The sequence below is a fragment of the Serratia sp. B501 genome (assembly GCF_051172315.1).
GTDB classification, from domain to species: Bacteria; Pseudomonadota; Gammaproteobacteria; order Enterobacterales; family Enterobacteriaceae; genus Serratia; species Serratia ureilytica.
Genome location: NZ_JBPIZB010000004.1, coordinates 43,596 through 65,624, shown reverse-complemented (window position 1 = coordinate 65,624; position 22,029 = coordinate 43,596). Strand labels below are relative to the sequence as shown.

The 22,029-nt window shown below is 60.2% G+C and carries 22 protein-coding genes; 16 read left to right on the top strand and 6 right to left on the bottom strand.

The features are described from left to right. Positions 1-289 precede the first annotated feature (289 nt). A complete protein-coding gene (locus ACSBQV_RS13915) occupies positions 290-1,630 on the bottom strand; it encodes an MFS transporter (protein ID WP_099785532.1) in 1,341 nt (446 codons plus the stop codon). Between the two features lie 327 nt (positions 1,631-1,957). On the opposite strand from ACSBQV_RS13915, the gene queE reads away from it, so the two are divergent. Then, a complete protein-coding gene (gene queE, locus ACSBQV_RS13910) occupies positions 1,958-2,629 on the top strand; it encodes a 7-carboxy-7-deazaguanine synthase QueE (RefSeq protein WP_094143835.1) in 672 nt (223 codons plus the stop codon). A 29-nt stretch (positions 2,630-2,658) separates the two neighbouring features. On the opposite strand, the gene queD is transcribed toward queE, so the two are convergent. Next, positions 2,659-3,018 (bottom strand): 6-carboxytetrahydropterin synthase QueD, encoded by a 360-nt coding sequence (gene queD, locus ACSBQV_RS13905; protein WP_004932638.1) that lies wholly within the window; start codon positions 3,016-3,018, stop codon positions 2,659-2,661. A 436-nt stretch (positions 3,019-3,454) separates the two neighbouring features. Here queD and cysJ point away from each other — a divergent pair, with 436 nt between their 5' ends. The 3 genes from cysJ to ACSBQV_RS13890 all read left to right on the top strand — a co-directional run bounded on the left by cysJ (position 3,455) and on the right by ACSBQV_RS13890 (position 7,765). Then, on the top strand, positions 3,455-5,254 hold the full coding sequence (cysJ, locus tag ACSBQV_RS13900) for an NADPH-dependent assimilatory sulfite reductase flavoprotein subunit (protein ID WP_033651649.1): 1,800 nt from the start codon (positions 3,455-3,457) through the stop codon (positions 5,252-5,254). Then, complete coding sequence (gene cysI, locus ACSBQV_RS13895; RefSeq protein WP_033641880.1) at positions 5,254-6,969, top strand: assimilatory sulfite reductase (NADPH) hemoprotein subunit; 1,716 nt, start codon at positions 5,254-5,256, stop codon at positions 6,967-6,969. Before cysJ ends, cysI begins: the two co-directional genes overlap by 1 nt. 61 nt (positions 6,970-7,030) lie before the next feature. Beyond that, complete coding sequence (locus tag ACSBQV_RS13890; protein ID WP_047025218.1) at positions 7,031-7,765, top strand: phosphoadenylyl-sulfate reductase; 735 nt, start codon at positions 7,031-7,033, stop codon at positions 7,763-7,765. A gap of 55 nt (positions 7,766-7,820) precedes the next feature. On the opposite strand, the gene ACSBQV_RS13885 is transcribed toward ACSBQV_RS13890, so the two are convergent. Beyond that, the gene (locus ACSBQV_RS13885) at positions 7,821-8,891 is read right to left on the bottom strand and encodes an aminopeptidase (protein ID WP_117188543.1); all 1,071 of its coding nucleotides are present in this window, start codon (positions 8,889-8,891) and stop codon (positions 7,821-7,823) included. Between the two features lie 261 nt (positions 8,892-9,152). Here ACSBQV_RS13885 and cysG point away from each other — a divergent pair, with 261 nt between their 5' ends. The 5 genes from cysG (at position 9,153) to ACSBQV_RS13860 (ending at position 13,992) form a co-directional block, all read left to right on the top strand. After that, positions 9,153-10,583 (top strand): siroheme synthase CysG, encoded by a 1,431-nt coding sequence (cysG, locus tag ACSBQV_RS13880; protein ID WP_042783702.1) that lies wholly within the window; start codon positions 9,153-9,155, stop codon positions 10,581-10,583. Between the two features lie 22 nt (positions 10,584-10,605). After that, positions 10,606-11,514, top strand: a complete 909-nt coding sequence (gene cysD, locus ACSBQV_RS13875) for a sulfate adenylyltransferase subunit CysD (RefSeq protein WP_033641883.1) — start codon at positions 10,606-10,608, stop codon at positions 11,512-11,514. Between the two features lie 11 nt (positions 11,515-11,525). Beyond that, positions 11,526-12,953 (top strand): sulfate adenylyltransferase subunit CysN, encoded by a 1,428-nt coding sequence (cysN, locus tag ACSBQV_RS13870; RefSeq protein WP_099785530.1) that lies wholly within the window; start codon positions 11,526-11,528, stop codon positions 12,951-12,953. Then, the gene (gene cysC, locus ACSBQV_RS13865; RefSeq protein ID WP_080271240.1) at positions 12,892-13,581 is read left to right on the top strand and encodes an adenylyl-sulfate kinase; all 690 of its coding nucleotides are present in this window, start codon (positions 12,892-12,894) and stop codon (positions 13,579-13,581) included. The genes cysN and cysC overlap by 62 nt, the downstream gene beginning before the upstream one ends. 84 nt (positions 13,582-13,665) lie before the next feature. Further along, a complete protein-coding gene (locus ACSBQV_RS13860; RefSeq protein ID WP_033641885.1) occupies positions 13,666-13,992 on the top strand; it encodes a DUF3561 family protein in 327 nt (108 codons plus the stop codon). 52 nt (positions 13,993-14,044) lie between these two features. Here the strand turns inward: ACSBQV_RS13860 and ACSBQV_RS13855 are convergent, their stop codons facing one another. From ACSBQV_RS13855 to ACSBQV_RS13845, 3 genes are all read right to left on the bottom strand, one after another. Next, positions 14,045-14,767 (bottom strand): amino acid ABC transporter ATP-binding protein, encoded by a 723-nt coding sequence (locus ACSBQV_RS13855; RefSeq protein WP_042783703.1) that lies wholly within the window; start codon positions 14,765-14,767, stop codon positions 14,045-14,047. Then, positions 14,751-15,470, bottom strand: coding sequence for an amino acid ABC transporter permease (locus ACSBQV_RS13850; RefSeq protein ID WP_042706788.1), 720 nt, complete (start codon positions 15,468-15,470; stop codon positions 14,751-14,753). The genes ACSBQV_RS13855 and ACSBQV_RS13850 overlap by 17 nt, the downstream gene beginning before the upstream one ends. A gap of 114 nt (positions 15,471-15,584) precedes the next feature. After that, a complete protein-coding gene (locus tag ACSBQV_RS13845) occupies positions 15,585-16,355 on the bottom strand; it encodes a basic amino acid ABC transporter substrate-binding protein (RefSeq protein WP_033651644.1) in 771 nt (256 codons plus the stop codon). Positions 16,356-16,758: 403 nt separating this feature from the next. On the opposite strand from ACSBQV_RS13845, the gene ftsB reads away from it, so the two are divergent. From ftsB to nlpD, 7 genes are all read left to right on the top strand, one after another. After that, a complete protein-coding gene (ftsB, locus tag ACSBQV_RS13840; protein ID WP_016929043.1) occupies positions 16,759-17,079 on the top strand; it encodes a cell division protein FtsB in 321 nt (106 codons plus the stop codon). Positions 17,080-17,082: 3 nt separating this feature from the next. Then, positions 17,083-17,790, top strand: a complete 708-nt coding sequence (ispD, locus tag ACSBQV_RS13835) for a 2-C-methyl-D-erythritol 4-phosphate cytidylyltransferase (protein ID WP_099785527.1) — start codon at positions 17,083-17,085, stop codon at positions 17,788-17,790. Between the two features lie 10 nt (positions 17,791-17,800). Further along, positions 17,801-18,274: a 2-C-methyl-D-erythritol 2,4-cyclodiphosphate synthase gene (gene ispF / locus ACSBQV_RS13830; RefSeq protein WP_004932594.1), complete on the top strand. Its 474-nt coding sequence runs from the start codon at positions 17,801-17,803 to the stop codon at positions 18,272-18,274. Positions 18,275-18,278: 4 nt separating this feature from the next. Beyond that, positions 18,279-19,325: a tRNA pseudouridine(13) synthase TruD gene (truD, locus tag ACSBQV_RS13825; protein ID WP_033641888.1), complete on the top strand. Its 1,047-nt coding sequence runs from the start codon at positions 18,279-18,281 to the stop codon at positions 19,323-19,325. After that, positions 19,306-20,067: a 5'/3'-nucleotidase SurE gene (gene surE / locus ACSBQV_RS13820; protein ID WP_168177246.1), complete on the top strand. Its 762-nt coding sequence runs from the start codon at positions 19,306-19,308 to the stop codon at positions 20,065-20,067. Before truD ends, surE begins: the two co-directional genes overlap by 20 nt. After that, positions 20,061-20,687: a protein-L-isoaspartate(D-aspartate) O-methyltransferase gene (locus ACSBQV_RS13815; protein WP_033641890.1), complete on the top strand. Its 627-nt coding sequence runs from the start codon at positions 20,061-20,063 to the stop codon at positions 20,685-20,687. The genes surE and ACSBQV_RS13815 overlap by 7 nt, the downstream gene beginning before the upstream one ends. Positions 20,688-21,012: 325 nt before the next feature. Beyond that, the gene (nlpD, locus tag ACSBQV_RS13810) at positions 21,013-22,011 is read left to right on the top strand and encodes a murein hydrolase activator NlpD (RefSeq protein ID WP_033651642.1); all 999 of its coding nucleotides are present in this window, start codon (positions 21,013-21,015) and stop codon (positions 22,009-22,011) included. The last annotated feature ends 18 nt before the right edge of the window (positions 22,012-22,029 follow it).

The following is a 22,029-nucleotide window of genomic DNA, read 5'->3' as shown; positions in this document are numbered from 1 at the left end:
CATATACTTGTATGTACAAGCATATGCAACACTGACCAGTTGCCGCTGAAAAGTGGCATAAGAAAAAGTTATTTTCTTTTTATATCAGGTTGATATGCGATTTTTTATCGCCGGTCTCAGGTACGGAAAGCCGGAGAAAAGTGAGCTGTTCGGCAAAAATGAATTAAAATTGACTCATTTTTGGGCGGCTAGTCACAATATTTTTACAGTCTGATTACAGTTGACGGCGGAGGATAAAAAAGCCCTATCACCGCAGGAAGAAAGCCCGCCGTGGGCGGGCTTGCAAGGGTCAGGCGGCCGGCTGCAGCGTCGGTTTGCGGCTCATCTTGCACACCGTGGCGATGGCGGCGATCAGCGCCGGCACGCACAGGAACATCAGGATGCTCTGCACTTCCCACTGCATGGCCAGCAGTTGGGCGCCCATCATGGTGCCGGCGACGCCGCCGAAGCGGCCGATGCCCTGCATCCAGGCGATGCCGGTGGCGCGGCTGTGGGTCGGGTAGAAGGTCGCCGCCAGCGTTTGCAGCCCGGACTGCGCGCCGTTCATGGTGACGCCCATCAGGAAGATGAAGGCGCCCAGCAGCACGATCTGTTTATCCTCGGTGGCCATCGCCACGATCAGCAGGGCGGTGACGACAAAGCCGCTCGAGACTACTTTGTGCGCATTCCAGCGGTCCATCAACCAGCCGGCCACCAGGATGCCCAGCGTGCCGCCGAAGGTGAACAGCGAGGTGAGCATCGCCGATTGCTTCAACTGATAGCCCAATCCCTGCATCAGGATTGGCATCCAGCTCAGCAACACGTAGTAGATCACCAGCCCCATAAAGTAGGTCAGCCACAGCATCAGCGTGCCGAGCAGGTAAGGGCGGCTGAACAGCAGGCCGACGCTGGTCTTGGTCTGCGCCAGCTTCTCTTCGTACAGATAAAAACGCGTCACGCCGTCGAGGTTTCGGCTGACGAAGCGCTGCGCGATGCGCTTGATCTTCGCCGCATCCTGGCCGCGGTTAACCATATATTTAACCGACTCCGGCAGCAGCAGGATCAGCAGGACAGTCAAGACCAGCGGCGCGATGGCACCGAGCAGCAGCACGCTGTGCCAGCCGTAGGTCGGGATCAGCCACGATGAAATGGCACCGCCGCCGGCCGCGCCCAGCGGAAAACCGCAGTACATGGTGTTGATCGCCAGCGAACGGCAGCGCTGCGGCGCGTATTCGGAGATCAAGGTAATGGCGTTGGGCATCGCCGCCCCCAACCCGAGGCCGGTGAGGAAGCGCCACAGCGTCAGGCTGTTGAGCGAACCGGCGTAGGCGGTGGCCAGGCTCGACAGGCCGAAGAACAGGCAGGAAAACACCAGCACGCGCTTGCGGCCGATGCGGTCGGAGATCGGCCCGGCGATCAGCGCGCCAAGCGACAGCCCCAGCAGCGCAGCGCTCAGCACCGGCCCCAGATCCTGCTTCACGATGCCCCAGTCTTTGGCGACCGAGGGGGCGATATAGCCCATGGCGGCGGTATCGAAACCGTCGATGGCGAGGATCAGAAATCCGAGAATGATCAGTGTCCAGTGAAACAGCGAAAACTTGCTGTCGTCGATGGCCTGTTGAATGTTTAACTCGCTGGTGGAATGAGTCATGGCACCCTCTAAACGCAGATGTAGTCGTGATGGATGGAACGTGGCCGAAACTGGCGCTCGGCTTGTGTTTGCTTGTATATACATCTGCGCGTCGGCGCTTTATGTCAAATATAATTATCTTATTTGTTAACTGCGTGTTGTTTTCTGTGGAGCAGGTTGCACCGCCGATGAAAGGCCAAAGACCGGTTAACAAATTAAATGAACGCCCTTGGCGGTGAGATATGCTGACGGCGGCGCGGAGGATAAAATTTAATACAATTTTGGCCGTTTGGTCGCCGGGCCGGAATCTGCGATAATCGCTTTTTACTTTTCCAGATTGAGAAACCGATGCAGTACCCGATCAACGAGATGTTCCAAACCTTGCAGGGCGAAGGCTTTTTCACCGGCGTTCCGGCCATTTTCATCCGCCTGCAGGGCTGCCCGGTAGGGTGCAGCTGGTGCGACACCAAACATACCTGGGAAAAGGACGCCCATCGGGAAGTCGACCTGCAACGGATCCTGGTCAAAACAGAAGAGAGCGACGCCTGGGGCAATGCCGGCGCCGAGCAGCTGTTGGCGGTGATGCGCCAACAAGGTTACACCGCGCGCCATGTGGTGATCACCGGCGGTGAACCCTGCATCTACGATCTGGCGCCGTTGACCGAGCTGTTCGAACAGCACGGCTACCGTTGCCAGATTGAAACCAGCGGCACCCACGAAATTCGCTGCTCCGCCAACACCTGGGTGACGGTTTCGCCCAAGGTGAATATGCGCGGCGGCATGAAGGTGCTGGATCAGGCGCTGCGGCGCGCCGACGAGGTGAAGCATCCGGTGGCGCGCGAGCGCGATATCGAGGCGCTGGATGCGCTGCTGGCGACGCTGCAGGACGATAAGGCACGGATTATTGCGCTGCAGCCGATCAGCCAGAAAGAAGAGGCGACCCGCCTGTGCATCGAAACCTGCATCGCGCGCAACTGGCGGCTGTCGATGCAGACCCACAAGTATCTGAACATCGCCTAAAATCAGGGCGCCTTTGGGCGCCCTTTCTTTTAACCTTTATATACGCATCCCGCAGTACAGGTCTCTTTCACCATCACCGCAGTCAGTTCCGGCAACTGGGGCTTGAGCTGCTGCCAAATCCAGGCGGCGAGCACTTCGCTGGTGGGATTTTCCAATCCTGGAATATCGTTCAGATAATGGTGATCCAGCCGCTCCCAGATCGGGGAAAACACAGCCTTGAGCTCGGCGAAATCCATCACCCAACCGGTGTGGGGGTCCACTTCACCGGTCACTTCCAGACGCACCATAAACGAATGCCCATGCAGACGGCCGCATTTGTGGCCCTCCGGTACGTGCGGCAAACGGTGTGCGGCTTCAAACTGAAAATCTTTAAACAGCGTGGTTGCCATTATTACGGCCTCATTGACTCAAAAACCGCCGCATAGTACCGGAAAGCGCGCCTGCTTGCCATTTATACCGTTATGGTCTACCGCCACGGCAAACGCACCCGGTTAACACTTTTTTTGTTTGGTGTTTGCGGCACCTATCGGCTGGGGTTATGAGCCGAAATGTTGAACGGTGAAAAAATGATGAAAAAAAGTGCTTTATTTTCATCTGGATAAAAAACTTTGTTTAACGGTTTAAGCGTTATCCCTTACCAGAAAAACAGCTTAGTCATTTTGGTTATGATTTATTGCTATCCCTTATTTAATCGTTGCTATTCTGCTCGGTAACCTTACAAACTCTCCTGATCTTTTCCGCACGCCCGACGCAGCGAAGAGACAGCGACTGGCACTGGCGCGCGCCTGGCAGGAAAGGCGCTAAGTATAGGAAATAAGTACAGCAATGACGACTCAGGCTCCTCCAACATCTTTGCTCCCGCTGACGCCCGAACAGCTGGCACGCCTGCAGGCGACGATCGGCGACTATTCGCCGACGCAGCTGGCGTGGCTGTCCGGTTATTTTTGGGGCATGGTCAATCAACAGCCAGGAGCCGTGGCCATTGCGCCCGCCGCCCCTGCCGCCGCCGGCATCACCATCATTTCCGCTTCGCAGACCGGCAATGCGCGCCGCCTGGCGGAGCAGCTGCGCGATGATTTGCTGGCCGCCAATCTGAACGCCACGCTGATCAGCGCCGGCGACTACAAATTCAAGCAGATAGCGCAAGAGCGCCTGCTGGTGATCGTCGCCTCCACGCAAGGGGAAGGTGAGCCGGCGGAAGAAGCGGTGGCGCTGCATAAATACCTGTTCTCGAAAAAGGCGCCGAAGCTGAGTGACACCGCGTTTGCGGTGTTCGGGCTGGGCGACACCTCTTATGAGAATTTCTGTCAGTCCGGTAAAGATTTCGACGCCAAGTTGGCCGAACTGGGCGCCGAGCGCCTGGTGGAGCGCGTGGATGCCGACGTGGAGTATCAGGAACTGGCCGCCGCCTGGCGCAAACAGGTGGTGTCGGTGCTGAAGGCGCGCGCGCCGGCGGAAAGCGCCGCGCCGGGCGCGTTGGCCAGCGGCGCGGTCGACCTGATCGACAGCAGCCCGTACAGCAAGGAACAACCGCTCACCGCCCAACTGGCGGTCAAGCAGAAAATTACCGGCCGCGCGTCCGATAAAGACGTGCGCCATATCGAGATCGATTTGGGCGATTCGGGCCTGCGCTACCAGCCTGGCGATGCGCTCGGCGTATGGTTCGACAACGATCCGGCGCTGGTGGACGAATTGGTGCAGCTATTGTGGCTGAAAGGCGACGAACCGGTCGAGGTGGAAGGGCAAACCCTGCCGCTGGCGCAGGCGCTGCGCAGCCATTTCGAACTGACGCAGAACACCACGCCGATCGTCGATAAATACGCCGCGCTGTCGCGCGACGAAAAGCTGATCGGTCTGTTGGCGGATAAAGCCGCGCTGCAGCAGTATGCGCACAACACGCCGATCGTCGACATGGTGCGCCAGGCGCCGGCGGATCTGAGCGCCGAACAGCTGGTCGGGCTGCTGCGTCCGCTGACGCCGCGCCTGTACTCCATCGCCTCTTCACAGGCGGAAAATGAGAACGAAGTGCACATCACCGTGGGCGTCGTGCGTTACGACATCGACGGGCGCGCTCGCAGCGGCGGCGCCTCCGGTTTCCTGGCGGATCGCCTGGAGGAGGACGGCGACGTGCGGGTGTTTATCGAGCACAACGACAACTTCCGTCTGCCGGCCAACCCGGAAACGCCGGTGATCATGATCGGCCCGGGCACCGGCATCGCGCCGTTCCGCGCCTTTATGCAGCAGCGCGACGCCGACGGCGCCGGCGGCAAAAACTGGCTGTTCTTCGGCAACCCGCACTTTACCGAAGATTTCCTGTACCAGGTTGAATGGCAGCGCTACGTGAAAGACGGCCTGCTGACCCGCATCGATCTGGCCTGGTCCCGCGACCAGCAACATAAAATATACGTACAAGACAAACTGCGCGAACAGGGCGCGGAAGTGTGGCGCTGGATTCAGGAAGGCGCGCACATTTACGTCTGCGGCGATGCCAATCGCATGGCGAAAGACGTGGAACACACATTACTGGAACTGGTGGCCGAGCACGGTGGCATGGATACCGAGCAGGCGGATGAATTTTTAAGTGAGCTGCGCCTTGAGCGCCGTTATCAGCGAGATGTTTACTGATGAGTGATAAACACCCCGGGCCTTTGGTGGTCGAAGGCAAACTGGCCGATGCGGAGCGCATGAAGAAGGAGAGCAACTTCCTGCGCGGCACCATCGCCGAAGATTTGAACGACGGCCTGACCGGCGGCTTCAACGGCGACAACTTCCTGCTGATCCGTTTTCACGGCATGTACCAGCAGGATGATCGTGACATTCGCGCCGAACGCGCCGAGCAGAAGCTGGAGCCGCGCCACGCCATGATGCTACGTTGCCGCCTGCCGGGCGGCGTCATCAGCCCGCAGCAGTGGCTGGGCATCGACAAGTTCGCGCAGGAGAGCACGCTGTACGGCAGCATTCGCATCACCAACCGCCAGACGTTCCAGTTTCACGGCATCCTGAAAGGCAACGTCAAACCGGTGCACCAGTTGCTGAACCGCCTGGGGCTGGACGCGCTGGCGACCGCCAACGACGTGAACCGCAACGTGCTGTGCACCTCCAACCCGGTGGAGTCCGAGCTGCATCAGGAAGCCTACGAGTGGGCGAAGAAGATCTCTGAACACCTGCTGCCGCGCACCCGCGCCTACGCAGAGGTGTGGCTGGATCAGGAAAAGGTGGCCACCACCGACGAAGAGCCGATTCTGGGGCCGACCTACCTGCCGCGCAAATTCAAAACCACGGTGGTGATCCCGCCGCAGAACGACGTCGATCTGCACGCCAACGACATGAACTTCGTGGCGATCGCCGAAAACGGCAAGCTGGTGGGCTTCAACCTGCTGGTGGGCGGCGGGCTGTCCATTGAGCACGGTAACAAGAAAACCTACGCGCGGCAGGCCAGCGAGTTCGGCTACATTCCGCTCGAGCATACGCTGGCGGTGGCGGAAGCGGTGGTCACCACGCAGCGCGACTGGGGCAACCGCACCGACCGCAAGAACGCCAAGACCAAATACACGCTGGAGCGCGTCGGCGTGGACGTTTTCCGCGCCGAAGTGGAAAAGCGCGCCGGCATCACCTTCGCGCCGATCCGCCCGTATGAATTCACCGGCCGTGGCGATCGCATCGGTTGGGTGAAGGGCATCGACGATCAGTGGCATCTGACGCTGTTTATCGAGAACGGCCGCCTGCTGGACTATCCGGGGCGCCCGCTGAAGACCGGCATGGCGGAGATCGCCAAGATCCATAAAGGCGACTTCCGTCTGACGGCGAACCAAAACGTGATCATCGCCGGCGTGCCGGAAAGCGAGAAGGCCAAGATCGACGCCTTGGCGCGCGATCATGGCCTGATCGACGACCAGATCAGCGAGCAACGCAAGAACTCGATGGCCTGTGTGTCGTTCCCGACTTGCCCGCTGGCGATGGCGGAGGCCGAGCGCTTCCTGCCGCAGTTCGTCACCAAGGTTGAGGAGATCATGCATCGGCACGGGATGGGCGACGAGCATATCGTGCTGCGCATCACCGGCTGCCCGAACGGCTGCGGCCGCGCGCTGCTGGCGGAGCTGGGGCTGGTGGGCAAGGCGGTCGGCCGCTATAACCTGCATTTGGGTGGCAACCGCGAAGGCACGCGCATTCCGCGCATGTACCGCGAAAACATCAACGAAGACGAGATCCTGAGCGAGATCGACCTGTTGGTGGGGCGCTGGGCGAAGGAGCGTAACGCCGGCGAAGGCTTCGGCGACTTCACCGTTCGCGCGGGCATCGTCAAACCGGTGCTGGATCCGGCGCGAGATTTTTGGGAGTGAGGCCGGGCGGCCCCTGGGCAGAGGGGCCGCACAGGTCATTTCAAGTATCAGGAGAGACAACATGGCTGAATTCGATCTGGCGGCGCTGAACGCGTTGCCCAAATCCGGGCAGGCGCTGGCATTGGCGGTGGTCAACGGCCAGCTGGAGAGCCTCAGCGCCGAACAGCGCGTTGCATGGGCGCTGGAGCATCTGCCCGGCGAGTTCGTACTCTCGTCCAGTTTCGGCATTCAGGCGGCGGTATGTCTGCACCTGGTGACGCGTATCCGGCCGGATATCCCGGTGATCCTGACCGACACCGGTTATCTGTTCCCGGAAACCTATCGCTTTATCGATCAACTGACCGACCAACTGAAGCTGAATCTGCAGGTGTTCCGCGCGGAGCAGTCTCCCGCCTGGCAAGAGGCGCGCTATGGCAAGCTGTGGGAGCAGGGCGTGGAAGGGATTGAAAAATACAACCAGATCAACAAGGTCGAGCCGATGAACCGCGCGCTGGAGACGCTGGGCGCGCAGAGCTGGTTCGCCGGCCTGCGGCGCGAACAGTCCGGCAGCCGCGCCAATCTGCCTGTGCTGGCGGTGCAGCGTGGGGTGTTCAAGATCCTGCCGATCATCGACTGGGACAACCGCAAGATTTACCAGTATCTGACCGAACACGGGCTGAGTTATCACCCGCTGTGGGAGCAGGGCTACCTGTCGGTAGGTGATACCCACACCACTCAAAAGTGGGAGCCGGGCATGAGCGAGGAAGAGACGCGCTTCTTTGGCCTGAAGCGCGAGTGCGGTCTGCACGAAGGCTAAACGACGAGAATGACATCACAGGGCTCAGCAATGCTGGGCCCTGTTTTTTTACGGGCTACTTTTTCTTTTGCGCTTTCGGCGGGTGCGCCTGCGCCAGCTCTTTGATCAAGGGCAGCAGGATCTGCACGCTGTCGCGGCTGCGTTTGTCGATCCGCCCCGGCAGGTAGCGATCCAGATATTGCAGGTTGTCGTACTGCGGGCGGTGCCAGGTGATGCCCTGCGGGAAGTGCGGGCTGACGGCGCGCTGCTGGTAACCGTCCTTGTCGCCCAGCGACCAGTTGGTGGCCTCCACTGACAATACCGGGATGCCTGCGGCGTCGAACACCTCTTGATCGGAACAGCAGCCGGTGCCTTGCGGATGCTGCGCGTTGCCTGGGTTGGTGGCGGCGGCGATGCCGTAGCGGTGGGCGATATCCAGCGCGCGATCGCGGGAGCGCTTCGCTATCTGCGGCGGCGTGTTGCGCCCGGCGTTGAAGTACAGACGATCGCCGGTGATCAGGCTGTCGAGGTTGATCACCAGCACGGTGTTGCTTTTCTCTTCCGCGCTCATGCGCTGCAGGTAGTTCTGCGCGCCCAGCGAACCGATCTCTTCAGCGCTGGTGGCGACGAAGCGCAGGCCGTAGGCGGTGGGGATATCCTTCAGGCGTTCCGCCAGCTCCAGCATTACGCCGATGCCGGAGGCGTTGTCGTCGACGCCCTGCAGCGTCAGGCCGCCGAGATTGTTATCCAGATCCTCGTCGCTCTGCGGCGTATAGGTGTCGAAGTGGGCGACGACCACGACCTGTTTCGGGCTGTTGCCGTTGCGGGCGGCGATCACCGAGCTGGCGGTGACGTTATTCCAGTTCTTCTTGCCGTCTTTGCTGGTGTAGAGATAGCGCGTATTGACGCTGCGAATATCGCTTTGGTAACCCATCTTGCCGAACTGCTGCTTGAGATAGTCGGCGGTGAGCAATTCTGCCGGGCTGCCCGCCATGCGGCCGGGGAAGTAAGTGGCGATGTGGCGGGTCTGTTCGGCGGCGAAACGGCCCATTGGCGCGTCTTTTACGGGCTGTGCGGCACAAACGCTGAAGACGCCGCCGAGTGCGAGGGCCAGCAGGCTGGTCTTCAGGTAAAAACGGGAAAACATACCGAAAAATCCTTCTTTGCTATCGGCGCTGCCGATCATTTTTCTTCGGCGCCCAGTATGAGACGACGGGCGGCATTACACAATTTCCCTGTCTCTTAATTTTCGCGCGAACGCGCAAATCGCCGTCGCGATGAGCATGGTTTGCCTCCTGCGCTGCGGCCTATATTCCATAAAGGAACTAATCATTCCTTTTCGTCATTTCAGAGGCTAAATCTCAGCCCGTATAGTCACACTATCTTTCTGTTATATGAAAAGGCTGTTGTGGACTATCTACCAATATTCGCCGACCTGAAACAACGTCCGGTGCTGGTCGTTGGCGGTGGTGACGTGGCGGCGCGCAAAGTCTCCCTGCTTCAACGCGCCGGGGCTGAAATACGGATAGTTGCGCAGTCGCTCTCACCGGAACTGGAACAACAACGTCAGCAAGGGCGGGTGCTCTGGCTGGGAAAAACCTTTGATCCGCAGCAGCTGGACGACGTGTTTCTGGCGATCGCCGCCACGGACGACAATGCGCTGAACGCCGCGGTGTTCGCCGAGGCGGATAAACGCCGGGTGCTGGCCAACGTGGTGGACGATCAGCCGCGCTGTTCGTTCATCTTCCCGTCGATCATCGATCGCTCGCCGCTGGTGGTGGCCGTATCGTCCAGCGGCCAGGCCCCGGTGCTGGCGCGGTTGCTGCGCGAAAAGCTGGAGGCGTTGCTGCCCGCCAGTTTGGGGCTGATGGCGCAGGTGGCGGGCCGCTGGCGTGGCCAGGTCAAACAGCGGTTGGCTTCGATCGGCGAACGTCGCCGTTTCTGGGAAAACACCTTCGGCGGCCGTTTCGCCACGCTGGTGGCCAACGGCCAGACGGCGCAGGCGGAACGCCAGCTGGAGCAGGATTTACACCGCTTCGCCGCAGGCGATGAGGGCACCCAGGGCGAGATAGCGTTGGTGGGCGCCGGGCCGGGCGACGTGGGGCTGTTGACCCTGCGCGGGCTGCAGGTGATGCAGCAGGCGGACGTGGTGCTGTATGACCATCTGGTCAGCGGCGAAATCCTCGATCTGGTGCGCCGCGACGCCGAGCGCATCTGCGTGGGCAAGCGCGCCGGCGCGCACTCGGTGATCCAGGAAGAGACCAATAGGCTGCTGGTGGAACTGGCGCAGCAGGGCAAGCGCGTGGTGCGCCTCAAGGGGGGCGATCCATTCATCTTCGGCCGCGGCGGCGAAGAGCTGCAGGTGGCCGCCGCCGCCGGCATTCCGTTCCAGGTGGTGCCGGGCGTCACGGCCGCCGCGGGGGCGACCGCCTACGCCGGCATTCCGCTGACGCACCGCGACCACGCGCAGAGCGTGACCTTTATCACCGGCCACTGCCGCCCCGACGGCGATGGCCTGGACTGGGCCGATCTGGCGCGGGCGCGGCAGACGCTGGCTATCTACATGGGCACCATGAAGGCGGCGGACATCAGCCAGCGCCTGATCGCCCACGGTCGCGACGCCGCGACGCCGGTGGCGGTGATCAGCCGCGGCACGCGCGCCGATCAGCAGGTGCAGATCGGCACGCTGGAACAACTGGAATATCTGGCCCAACGGGCGCCGTTGCCGGCGCTGCTGGTGATCGGCGAAGTGGTGGAACTGCACCACCAAATCGCCTGGTTCGGGCATCAATCGCAGACGGAAGGGGCCGCGCGCCCGGCCGTCGTGAATTTGGCATAGGCAAGGCTTTTAAGGACCTGTTATGGACGAAAAACGACTCACTCATTTGCGGCAATTGGAGGCGGAGAGTATCCATATCATCCGTGAAGTCGCCGCTGAATTCGCCAACCCGGTGATGCTGTATTCCATCGGCAAAGACTCTTCCGTGATGCTGCACCTGGCGCGTAAGGCGTTCTTCCCCGGCACGCTGCCATTCCCGCTGCTGCACGTCGATACCGGCTGGAAATTCCGCGAAATGTACGAATTCCGCGATCGCACCGCGAAGGAGTACGGCTTCGAGCTGCTGGTGCATAAAAACCCGGAAGGGGTGGCGATGGGCATCAACCCGTTCGTGCACGGCAGCGCCAAGCATACCGACATCATGAAAACCGAGGGCCTGAAGCAGGCGTTGAACAAGTACGGTTTCGACGCCGCCTTCGGCGGTGCGCGGCGCGACGAGGAGAAATCGCGCGCCAAAGAGCGCATCTATTCGTTCCGCGATCGCTTCCACCGCTGGGATCCGAAAAACCAGCGGCCGGAGCTGTGGCACAACTACAACGGCCAGATCAACAAAGGGGAGAGCATCCGCGTCTTCCCGCTGTCGAACTGGACCGAGCTGGATATCTGGCAGTATATCTTCCTGGAAAACATCGACATCGTGCCGCTGTATCTGGCGAAACCGCGCCCGGTGGTGGAGCGCGACGGCATGCTGATGATGGTGGACGACGATCGCATCGATCTGCAGCCGGGTGAAGTGATCAGCCAGCGCATGGTGCGTTTCCGCACCCTGGGGTGCTGGCCGCTGACCGGCGCGGTGGACTCGCAGGCGCAAACCCTGCCGGAGATCATCGAAGAAATGCTGGTCTCCACCACCAGTGAACGCCAGGGGCGGATGATCGATCGCGATCAGTCCGGCTCGATGGAGCTGAAAAAGCGTCAAGGGTATTTCTAAGGAGCCGCCGGATGAACAACGCAATTGCACAACAAATCGCTGACCAGGGCGGCGTCGAGTCCTATCTGCACGCGCAGCAGCACAAGAGCCTGCTGCGTTTTCTGACCTGCGGCAGCGTCGACGACGGCAAAAGCACCCTGATCGGCCGCCTGCTGCACGATACCCGCCAGATCTACGAGGATCAGCTGTCGACGCTGCACAGCGACAGCAAACGCATCGGCACCCAGGGCGAGAAGCTCGATCTGGCGCTGCTGGTGGACGGTCTGCAGGCCGAGCGCGAGCAGGGCATCACCATAGATGTGGCCTATCGCTACTTCTCGACCGAAAAACGCAAGTTTATCATCGCCGATACCCCGGGGCATGAGCAGTACACCCGCAACATGGCCACCGGCGCCTCCACCTGCGATCTGGCGATCCTGCTGATCGACGCGCGTAAAGGGGTGCTGGATCAGACTCGCCGCCACAGCTTTATCGCGACCCTGCTGGGCATTCGCCATCTGGTGGTCGCGGTAAACAAAATGGATCTGGTGGACTATCAGGAAGCGGTGTTCGAGCAGTTCAAACAGGATTACCTGACTTTCGCCCAGCAGCTGCCAGGCGATCTGGACATCAAGTTCGTGCCGCTGTCGGCGCTGGACGGCGACAACGTGGCGAGCGAAAGCGCCCATATGCCGTGGTACAGCGGCCCGACGCTGCTGGAAGTGCTGGAGAGCGTTGACGTGGTCAGCGAGCGAGAAAACCAGCCGCTGCGCTTCCCGGTGCAGTACGTCAACCGCCCGAACTTCGATTTTCGCGGCTATGCCGGCACGCTGTCCGCCGGCGTGGTGCGGGTGGGGCAACGCATCAAAGTGCTGCCTTCCGGCGTGGAGTCCAGCGTGGCGCGCATCGTGACCTTCGACGGCGATCTGCCAGAGGCGGTGCCGGGCGAAGCGATTACGCTGGTGCTGAAGGATGAAGTGGACATCAGCCGGGGCGATCTGCTGGTCGACGCCGGCGAAAGTCTGCAGGCGGCGCAGAGCGCGCTGGTGGACGTGGTATGGATGGCCGAGCAGCCGCTGGTGCCGGGCCAGAGCTACGACATCAAGATCGCCGGTAAAAAGACCCGCGCACGCGTGGAGAGCATCCGTCATCAGGTGGAGATCAATACGCTGGCGCAGCATCCGGCCGACACGTTGCCGCTCAACGGCATCGGATTGGTGGAGCTGACCTTCGACGAACCGCTGGTGCTGGACAGCTACCAGAGCAATCACGACACCGGCGGGCTGATCTTTATCGATCGCATGAGCAACGTGACGGTTGGCGCCGGGCTGGTGCGTGAAACGCTGCAGGCCGCATCGGCGGCGCGCGGCGAATTCAGCGCCTTCGAGCTGGAGCTGAATGCGCTGGTGCGCAAGCACTTCCCGCACTGGGGCGCGCGCGATCTGCTCGGTGGCCGATAAGGTGGCCGTTGAACTGAGGGCGACCGGGCCGGACGACGAAAATGTGGTTTGGCATCCGCACGCGGTGACGCGCGCGGATCGCGAAGCGCGCAACGGCCATCGCGGCGCGGTGCTGTGGTTTACCGGGCTGTCCGGCTCGGGCAAATCCACCGTCGCCGGCGCGCTGGAGCAGGCGCTGCATGGGCTCGGCGTCAGCACCTATCTGCTGGACGGCGATAACGTGCGCCACGGCCTGTGTCGCGATCTCGGCTTCTCCGACGAGGATCGGCGCGAGAACATTCGCCGGGTGGGGGAAGTGGCCAAGCTGATGGTGGACGCCGGGCTGGTGGTGCTGACCGCATTCATTTCGCCGCACCGCGCCGAACGGCAGATGGTGCGTGAGATGCTCGGCGACGATCGCTTTATCGAGGTGTTTGTCGATACGCCGTTGGCGATCTGCGAGGCGCGCGATCCGAAGGGATTGTATAAGAAAGCGCGCGCCGGCGAGCTGCGCAATTTCACCGGTATCGACGCGGTTTACGAGGCGCCGCAGCAGCCGGAAATCCACCTTGATGGCCAACAATTGGTAACAAATTTGATTGCGCAATTGTTAGACGTGTTGCGTGGTCAGGCTATTATCAAACCCTGAATTCAAAAAAAGCGTGTGGCGTTTTTCGCCATGCGCTTTTTACTCTAAGCCGCCGCAGAGCGAGCCGAATAACCAGGGATCACTATGCAAAATGTCACGCCTATCTTGATCGACTCCAAGCAGTCAAAACAGGAGAAAGAGGAGCCTTCTTATTCTTTCCTGGGCGGCGTCAGCGGCTTTGTTTTCTACTGGCTGGCGTTCGCGTTGCCGTTTTTGGTTTACGGTTCCAACACGCTGTTTTTCCTGCTTTATACCTGGCCATTCTTCCTGGCGCTAATGCCGCTGTCGGTGCTGATCGGCATCACCCTCAGCATGCTGCTGCGCGGCCGTCTGATCTTGACGCTGCTGCTGACCGGCGCCGTTGTGCTGTGCCTTTTCTGGCTGGTGTTCAGCTTCCTGACCGGGTGGTGAGAGAGTGGGCGCCGAGGCCGGCGCCCGCAGGATTGCAAAGCCGTGCCGAAGGTTACAAAACTTTGCTCAAAAATGCCTGAGTGCGCGGATTGGACGGGTGACTGAAGATCTGCTGCGGCTGCCCCTCTTCCTGAATGATCCCCTGATCGATAAACAGTACCCGGTCGGCCACCTCGCGGGCAAAGCCCATCTCATGCGTGACGACCACCATGGTCATGCCCTCATGGGCCAGCGATTTCATCACCGCCAACACTTCGCCCACCAGCTCCGGATCGAGCGCGGAGGTCGGTTCGTCGAACAGCATGATTTTCGGCTCCATCGCCAGCGCGCGGGCGATCGCTACCCGCTGCTGCTGGCCGCCGGACAGGCTGTTGGGATAGGCGTCGATTTTGTCGAGCAGGCCGACCTTGCGCAGCAGCTGTTCCGCTTGCGCGATGGCTTCGGCGCGCGGCAGTTTTTTCACGCTTACCGGCGCCATGATGATGTTTTCCAACACCGTCATGTGCGGGAACAGGTTAAAGCGTTGGAACACCATGCCCACGCTTTCACGCATCTTGTTCAGGTCGGTTTTCTGATCGTGGACGGCGAAGCCATTCACCTCTATCTCGCCGCCGGAGAGCGTTTCCAGCGCGTTGATGCAGCGCAGGAAGGTGCTTTTACCTGAGCCGGAGGGGCCGATGACGCACACCACTTCGTTGGCGGCGATCCGGCAGGAAATGCCGCGCAGCACGTGGCTTTCACCGAACTGTTTTTGCAGGTTATGTACGCGAATCACTTTTACCGAACCTCTTTTCCATGTGTTGCACCAGCAGCGAGAGCAGGAAGGTGATGACCCAATAGACCAGCGAAATGGTCAGGTAGGGCTCCCAATAGGTGGCGTAGGCGCCGGAGACGGTGCGGGCGGCATAGGCCAGATCCGCCAGGCCGATGGCGGAGGCCAGCGACGAATCCTTGACGATGGCGATGGCGTTGTTGCCCAGCGGCGGCAGCATGCGCCGGAAGGCTTGCGGCAAGATAACCTGTCGCATGGTCTTGCCGTAGCTCATGCCCAACGAGCGGGATGCTTCCATCTGGCCGCGGTCGATCGATTGGATCCCGGCGCGGAAGATCTCCGACACATAGGCGCCGGCGTTGAGCGTGATCGCCACCACGCAGGAGAGAAAGGCGCCGTAGTCGGCGCGCAGCGCGCGGGCGAAGTCGACGCTCATCAGGCCGCTGGTGACCAGCAGGCCGTCGCGCGGGTTGATGAACAGCGGCACCAGCGCAAAGTGCACCACCATGATCTGCACGAACAGCGGGGTGCCGCGAAAGGCGCTGATGTAGATACGTACCGGCCACTGAACGCCGTAATGCAGGATGGGTTTCCAGATGCCGTGCGGCGCCTGCGCCAAGCGCCCCAGACCGAGGATCAATCCCCAGGTGGTGCCCAGCAGCACGCAGATAATGGTGCATTTGATGGTCATCCAGGCGCCTTCCATAAACAGCGGCGCGTATTCCTGGATGATCTCCCAGCGGAAGTTCAAAGGGTATTCCTTCTTGGTATGCTGAAACGGTGGCGCGCCGACGGCCTTGCGGGCGCCGGCGGCAGGGCATTATTCCGCCGGCAGCGTCGGTACGTTGCTGTCGAACCAGGCTTGGTAGATCTTGGCGTAGGTGCCGTCGGCGATGATTTTCTTCAGGCCGGCGTTGATTTTGTTGCGCAGCTCATCGTTGCCTTTGGCGACGGCGATGCCGAAATACTGACGTTCGAACTTGGCGTCGGGCACCAGCTTGAAGGCTTTCTCAGGGTGGGTTTTGATATAGAACTTGGCCACGCCGACGTCGCCGACCGCCGCGCCGATGCCGTCTTCATACAGCTCTTGCAGCATCAGCGGGGTATTGTCGAAGCGTTTGATGGCGGTGCTGTTTTTGCCCAGTGCGTCGGACACCACGATGTCGCCGGTGCTGGAGTTCACCACGCCGACCTTCAGCGCTTTCAACGCGGCAATGGAGTCTACCTTCGAGTCTTGCGGCACCACGATGGCCTGCTCTGCCGGGAAGTAAGGCGCAGAAAAATCAACCATTTGTTTGCGTTTATCGGTGATGGTGATGCCGGAGATGATGATATCGCGATCGCCGGAATTCAGCGTGGCGAAGATCCCTTCCCACGGCGTATTGATCAGTTTTATTTGAAAACCTTCGGCCTTGGCTACGGCTTTGATTATGTCGATGTCGAAACCTTCCAGCTGCTTTTGGCTGTTTTCAAACTCGAACGGCCGATAGGTGCCGCCGGAGCCAACGACGTAGGTAGGTTCAGCCGCCAACGCGGCGGTGGAGAAGGTGGCGGCCAGGCAGGCGCCGATCAGAACTAAACGTTTTAACATCGCGATCCCCGATAATGAATGGTTATATATTGGAATTATTTATGCACTATGAGTGCATAAAAATAAGCTTCAATGAATGAAAGTGCAACCACTGCATGAGGATTATTCTTTCTATGGTGTTAAATATTCACTTCTTGCTTTGCCTTGGCGTAAGCGACGGGTCAGGATGCGATGGTGCAGTGATTCTTGCTGCATAATGGGGGAAGGGCAGTGTGTGTATCAGCGGAAAACGCGGCGCGCGCGCCGGACTAAAGCGGCTTTTTTTGCCGCTTTCGCAGCGGAATTAGGCGCTGAACACGGGAATCCTTCATCCGTATTCTGAATTTGGCGTTGAAATGCCGCTCTCAGTGTGGAGTCCAAAGAGAAGTTGTGGGATGATTGGTCGGTTTTTCAGGGGGCGGAGATGGGAAAACTTACGCTGCTATTGCTGGCATTGCTCGGTTGGTTACAGTATTCACTGTGGCTGGGCAAAAATGGTATTCACGATTACGTGCGGGTCAATGAAGACGTTGCGGTCCAACAGGGCAACAACGCGAAGTTGAAAGCGCGTAACGATCAGCTGTTTGCCGAAATCGATGATTTGAACGGCGGTCAGGAAGCGATCGAAGAGCGAGCGCGTAATGAGCTGGGCATGATCAAGCCCGGTGAGACTTTCTATCGTCTGGTTCCTGACCAATCCAGACGCAACGCGGCGTCTTCCTCGCAAAATAACGCACAAAAATAACGCATGAATCACTCCGCAGGCACCTTTCCCTCGGTGATTGCCGTCCTGCCCGCTGCCGGTATCGGCAGCCGCATGCAGGCGGAATGCCCGAAGCAATATTTAACCATCGGCCGGCACAGCATCGTCGAACACGCTATCCATGCCCTGTTGCGTCACCCGCGCATTGAACGGGTGATCGTGGCGATCGGCCCGGAAGATCGTCAGTTCGAACGGCTGCCCATCGCTCAGGATCCGCGGGTGATCGTCACCGAGGGCGGCAAACAGCGCGCCGATTCGGTGATGGCGGGGCTGAAACTGGCGGGTGATGCGGACTGGGTGCTGGTACACGACGCTGCGCGCCCCTGTCTGCACGCCGACGATCTCGAGCGCCTGTTGGCGATCACCGCACACAGCAAGGTGGGCGGCATTCTCGCCGCGCCGGTGCGCGACACCATGAAGCGCGCCGAACCCGGCCGCGACACCATCGCCCACACCGTTGACCGGCAGGATCTGTGGCATGCGCTGACGCCGCAGCTGTTTCCGCTGCCGCTGCTCAAGCAGTGCCTGCAGCGCGCGCTGGATGAAGGCGCAAACGTCACCGACGAAGCCTCGGCGCTGGAGCATTGCGGTTATCATCCGCTGCTGATCGCCGGCCGGGCGGATAACATTAAAGTAACGCGGCCGGAGGATTTGGCGCTGGCGGCGTTCTATTTGACTCAGTTGGACAATTAAGGAGCGCACCATGCGTATCGGTCACGGTTTTGACGTACATAAATTCGGCGGCGAAGGCCCGTTGGTGATCGGCGGTGTTCGCATCCCTTACGACAAAGGCTTGTTGGCCCACTCCGACGGCGACGTTGCGCTGCACGCCGCGACCGACGCCTTGCTGGGCGCGGCGGCGCTGGGCGATATCGGCAAGCTGTTCCCCGATACCGATCCGGCCTTCAAGGGCGCGGACAGCCGCGAGCTGCTGCGCGAAGCCTGGAAGCGCATCCGCGCCAAAGGGTACCGCCTCGGCAACCTCGACATCACGATTATTGCCCAGGCGCCGAAAATGGCGCCGCACATCCCGCAGATGCGCGTCTTCCTGGCGGAAGATCTGCAGTGCCATATGGATGACGTCAACGTGAAGGCCACGACCACCGAGCAGCTCGGCTTCACCGGGCGCGGCGAGGGCATCGCCTGCGAAGCGGTCGCCTTGCTGATCAAGGAATAACCGCATGGATATGGCGAATCTGACCTGGCTGCATGGCCAGCCGCAGAGCACCGGGGTGTTGAAAGCCAATCCGGAAGACTTCGTGGTGGTGGAAGACCTGGGCTTTGCGCCGGATGGCGAAGGCGAGCATGTGCTGGTGAACATCCGTAAAAACGGCTGCAATACCCAGTTCGTGGCCGACTATCTGGCGCGCTTCGCCGGTATTCACGCCCGTTCCGTCAGCTATGCCGGTTTGAAGGATCGCCACGCGGTGACCGAACAGTGGTTCTGCCTGCATATGCCGGGCAAAGACACGCCGGATTTCTCACAGTTTGCGCTGGAAGGCTGCGAGGTGCTCTCGTTCGCCCGCCACCTGCGCAAAATGCGCATCGGCAATCTGAAGGGCAACCACTTTACGCTGGTGCTGCGCCAGATTTCCGATCGTCAGGACGTTGAGCGCCGCCTGCAGGCTATCGCCGCGCAGGGCGTGCCAAACTATTTCGGCAGCCAACGCTTCGGCCGCGGCGGCAACAATCTGGTGATGGCACGCCGCTGGGCGAACGACGAAATCCGCGTTAAAGAGCGCAGCAAGCGCAGCTTCTACCTTTCCGCCAGCCGCAGTGCGCTGTTCAATCTGATAGCCGGCCGGCGCCTGGCCGACGGCCTGCAGCGCACCGTGCTGGAAGGGGATGCCCTGCAGTTGAGCGGCCGCGGTAGCTGGTTCGTCGCCAAAGCCGATGAGCTGGAGACGTTGCAACAGCGGCTGGATGCCGGCGAGCTGGCGATCACGGCCTCCTTGCCGGGCGACGGAGAGCCAGGCACCGCCGGCCAAGCCTTGGCTTTTGAACAACAATGCTTGGCGGAACAACCGGAATTGCTTACGCTTTTAAAGCGCGAGCGTGTCGAACCCGCTCGCCGGGCCCTGCTGTTGCAGCCGCAAAATTTGCAGTGGAACTGGTGGGATGACGTTACCGTGGAACTGCGCTTCTGGTTGCCGGCAGGCAGCTTTGCTACCAGCGTGGTTCGCGAAATCATGCAGCAGGATAACAGTGATGCGGATATTGCTGAGTAACGATGACGGCGTCAGCGCCCCGGGCATTCAGGTGCTGGCGGCGGCGCTGCGGGAGTTTGCCGAGGTGCAGGTCGTGGCGCCGGATCGTAACCGCAGCGGTTCTTCCAATGCCCTGACGCTGGAGTCGCCGCTGCGCACGCAAACGCTGGCCAACGGCGATATCGCGGTGCTGCAGGGGACGCCGACCGACTGCGTTTATCTTGGCGTCAACGCATTGATGCGCCCTGCGCCGGATATCGTGGTCTCCGGCATTAACGCCGGACCGAATTTAGGCGATGACGTCATCTATTCCGGCACCGTCGCGGCGGCGATGGAGGGCCGGCACCTGGGGCTGCCCGCGCTGGCGGTGTCGCTGAACGGTCACCAACACTACGCGACTGCAGCGGCCATTGCCTGCCGCATCTTGCGTGCGCTGCAGCGTGAACCGTTACGCACCGGAAAAATCCTGAATATCAACGTGCCGGATTTGCCGCTGGCGGAGATCAAAGGCCTGCGCGTCACTCGCTGTGGCAGCCGCCATCCCGCCGATAAGGTCTTCTGCCAGCAGGATCCGCGTGGACAAAATCTCTACTGGATCGGGCCGCCTGGTGATAAATTTGATGTCGGGCCGGATACCGACTTTGCGGCGGTGGAACAAGGCTATGTGGCGATCACGCCGCTACAGGTGGATCTGACCGCCTACGCGGCGCAGGAAGTCGTGAAAACATGGTTAACCAAGGCAGAGGTTAGCGGGGAATGGTGAACAAGCGTATGCAAACATTGCTGACGCAACTGCGTCAGCAAGGGATCCGGGACGAAAAGCTGCTACGAGCGATCGAAGCGGTGCCGCGCGAGCGTTTTGTTGACGAAGCGCTGGATCATAAAGCCTACGAAAACACTGCATTACCGATCGGTTCCGGCCAGACTATTTCTCAGCCTTATATGGTGGCGCGGATGACCGAGCTGCTGAATCTGAAGCCTACTTCACGGGTGCTTGAGATCGGCACCGGTTCCGGTTATCAAACCGCCATCCTGGCGCATCTGGTGCAACACGTTTGTTCCGTCGAGCGCATCAAGGGGCTGCAGTGGCAGGCCAAGCGCCGCCTGAAGCAGCTCGACCTTCATAATGTTTCCACTCGCCACGGCGACGGCTGGCAGGGCTGGGCGTCGCGCGGCCCGTTCGATGCGATCATCGTCACTGCCGCGCCGCCGGAGATCCCGCAGGCGCTGGTTGAGCAGTTGGACGACGGCGGCATTTTGGTGTTGCCGGTGGGCGAGCATGCCCAAACCCTCAAACGCATTCAGCGCCATGGCAACGATTTCGTGGTCGACGCGGTAGAGGCGGTGCGCTTTGTGCCGCTGGTGAAAGGCGAATTGGCCTAGCGATTGTCTGATTTTTCGACCGTCTGAAAAATCTGTTGCACTTTCATCACGTGCGGATAAGGTTTTCTCGTTCCAATCAGGCTAATTTTCACTAGAATTGGCCTTTCTACGTAGTTGTCTTATGGTGCGGTGACGCCAATGTGGTTAGCATTGGCGCGCGTTTTGATGCTCCGGCGGGAGATGACCTGGCGTTCAGGGATCGGCCGGCGGCGCCTTTACATCGCAGAAACTGGGAAGTGGCAAAAGCTCGGCTACGATGTAAAGGGTATTTTGGATATATCACTGATATTGCTGTCATGGGGGAAGCATGAGCACGGGAAGCCCAATGATTACGTTACGCCGGGTTGCGGTGTGTACGATGGTAAGTTTGTGGTTGGCGGGTTGTACAAACACGGCCTCGACGTCAGCCCCTATCAGCAGCGTGGGCGGCGGCGGCGCCGTTCCATCCGGCAATAATAATGGCGGAGCGCAGCAGGCCAGCCCAGAGGGCCGCATTGTCTATAACCGCAGTTATAACGCTATCCCTAAAGGGAGCTACAGCGGCGGCGACACCTATACGGTCAAGCGCGGTGATACGCTGTTTTACATCGCCTGGATCACCGGCAATGATTTCCGCGACCTGGCGCAGCGCAACAATATTCCCGAGCCTTACAGCCTGAATGTTGGCCAAACCATTCAACTTGGTAATGGTTCTGCCAATGGCGGCGGCGGTATGCTGGCGACGACTGACGCGACCAAAGGCGGTGTTCCGAAGCCACCTTCCAGCGCCCAGATCCAGACAGCAACGGTTGATTCTCAATCAACTAACGCGTATTCTGAAAACTCGGGTAAACAGAATGTAGGTAAGATGTTACCTGCAGCGGGCGCCGCAGCGGTTGGGACCGCGACTGCGCCTGTTACCGCACCGGAAGCCGCTCCACCAGTGAGCAGCACCGTCAGCAACAGCGCTCCGGTCAGTACCTGGAGATGGCCGACTGACGGCAAGATTATTGATAACTTTTCCTCATCAGAAGGTGGGAATAAGGGCGTCGATATCGCCGGTTCCCGTGGGCAGCCTATCTTCGCTACCGCCGATGGTCGCGTAGTGTATGCAGGCAACGCTTTACGGGGTTACGGTAATCTAATCATCATCAAACATAATGATGATTACCTGAGCGCCTACGCTCATAACGACACAATGCTGGTCCGGGAACAACAAGAAGTGAAGGCGGGTCAAAAAATAGCCACCATGGGTAGCTCCGGTACCAGTTCAGTACGTTTGCATTTTGAAATTCGTTACAAGGGGAAATCCGTAAACCCGCTGCGTTATCTTCCGCAGCGATAGATTGGGCAGAATACGCTG

Bases quoted from the DNA above. Each gene is read 5' to 3' on its own strand.
- ACSBQV_RS13915 (WP_099785532.1), bottom strand. From the start codon at position 1,630: ATGACTCATTCCACCAGCGAGTTAAACATTCAACAGGCCATCGACGAC.
- queE (WP_094143835.1), top strand. From the start codon at position 1,958: ATGCAGTACCCGATCAACGAGATGTTCCAAACCTTGCAGGGCGAAGGC.
- queD (WP_004932638.1), bottom strand. From the start codon at position 3,018: ATGGCAACCACGCTGTTTAAAGATTTTCAGTTTGAAGCCGCACACCGT.
- cysJ (WP_033651649.1), top strand. From the start codon at position 3,455: ATGACGACTCAGGCTCCTCCAACATCTTTGCTCCCGCTGACGCCCGAA.
- cysI (WP_033641880.1), top strand. From the start codon at position 5,254: ATGAGTGATAAACACCCCGGGCCTTTGGTGGTCGAAGGCAAACTGGCC.
- ACSBQV_RS13890 (WP_047025218.1), top strand. From the start codon at position 7,031: ATGGCTGAATTCGATCTGGCGGCGCTGAACGCGTTGCCCAAATCCGGG.
- ACSBQV_RS13885 (WP_117188543.1), bottom strand. From the start codon at position 8,891: ATGTTTTCCCGTTTTTACCTGAAGACCAGCCTGCTGGCCCTCGCACTC.
- cysD (WP_033641883.1), top strand. From the start codon at position 10,606: ATGGACGAAAAACGACTCACTCATTTGCGGCAATTGGAGGCGGAGAGT.
- cysN (WP_099785530.1), top strand. From the start codon at position 11,526: ATGAACAACGCAATTGCACAACAAATCGCTGACCAGGGCGGCGTCGAG.
- cysC (WP_080271240.1), top strand. From the start codon at position 12,892: ATGCGCTGGTGCGCAAGCACTTCCCGCACTGGGGCGCGCGCGATCTGC.
- ACSBQV_RS13860 (WP_033641885.1), top strand. From the start codon at position 13,666: ATGCAAAATGTCACGCCTATCTTGATCGACTCCAAGCAGTCAAAACAG.
- ACSBQV_RS13850 (WP_042706788.1), bottom strand. From the start codon at position 15,470: ATGGAAGGCGCCTGGATGACCATCAAATGCACCATTATCTGCGTGCTG.
- ACSBQV_RS13845 (WP_033651644.1), bottom strand. From the start codon at position 16,355: ATGTTAAAACGTTTAGTTCTGATCGGCGCCTGCCTGGCCGCCACCTTC.
- ftsB (WP_016929043.1), top strand. From the start codon at position 16,759: ATGGGAAAACTTACGCTGCTATTGCTGGCATTGCTCGGTTGGTTACAG.
- ispD (WP_099785527.1), top strand. From the start codon at position 17,083: ATGAATCACTCCGCAGGCACCTTTCCCTCGGTGATTGCCGTCCTGCCC.
- ispF (WP_004932594.1), top strand. From the start codon at position 17,801: ATGCGTATCGGTCACGGTTTTGACGTACATAAATTCGGCGGCGAAGGC.
- truD (WP_033641888.1), top strand. From the start codon at position 18,279: ATGGATATGGCGAATCTGACCTGGCTGCATGGCCAGCCGCAGAGCACC.
- surE (WP_168177246.1), top strand. From the start codon at position 19,306: ATGCGGATATTGCTGAGTAACGATGACGGCGTCAGCGCCCCGGGCATT.
- ACSBQV_RS13815 (WP_033641890.1), top strand. From the start codon at position 20,061: ATGGTGAACAAGCGTATGCAAACATTGCTGACGCAACTGCGTCAGCAA.
- nlpD (WP_033651642.1), top strand. From the start codon at position 21,013: ATGATTACGTTACGCCGGGTTGCGGTGTGTACGATGGTAAGTTTGTGG.